Annotated in this window: 1 protein-coding gene; it reads right to left on the bottom strand. The window is 65.1% G+C overall.

Annotation, left to right across the window (positions count from 1 at the left end):
* Positions 1 to 232, bottom strand: a 232-nt coding sequence (locus HU743_RS27065; protein WP_186652417.1) for a hypothetical protein, incomplete at both ends; no start/stop codon positions are given.

Below are 232 nucleotides of genomic sequence, written 5' to 3'. Positions count from 1 at the left end.
GGTTGGATGTGGATCCACGGCAGCGGCAGACCGGATTCGCGACGGTTTTTCCACGCCTCGACCAGAGCGGGCCATGCCGGGCAGGAAGTGGTACCGCCGTGGAAACTAAGCACGATGGCGTCACTGCGGGCGGTCGCCTGGGCGAAGGCGCGGGCTAGTTCCGGGTCGGTGATCTGATCCTTGGTGCGGCCGAAGAGGGTGATGTCGAGACCACGAGTGCGTAGCCGTGACA

Source organism: Pseudomonas sp. SWRI99, from assembly GCF_014270125.1.
Taxonomy (GTDB): domain Bacteria; phylum Pseudomonadota; class Gammaproteobacteria; order Pseudomonadales; family Pseudomonadaceae; genus Aquipseudomonas; species Aquipseudomonas hamedanensis.
The sequence above is the reverse complement of the archived record's forward strand: the minus strand, read 5'-3'. Positions and strand labels throughout refer to the sequence as shown.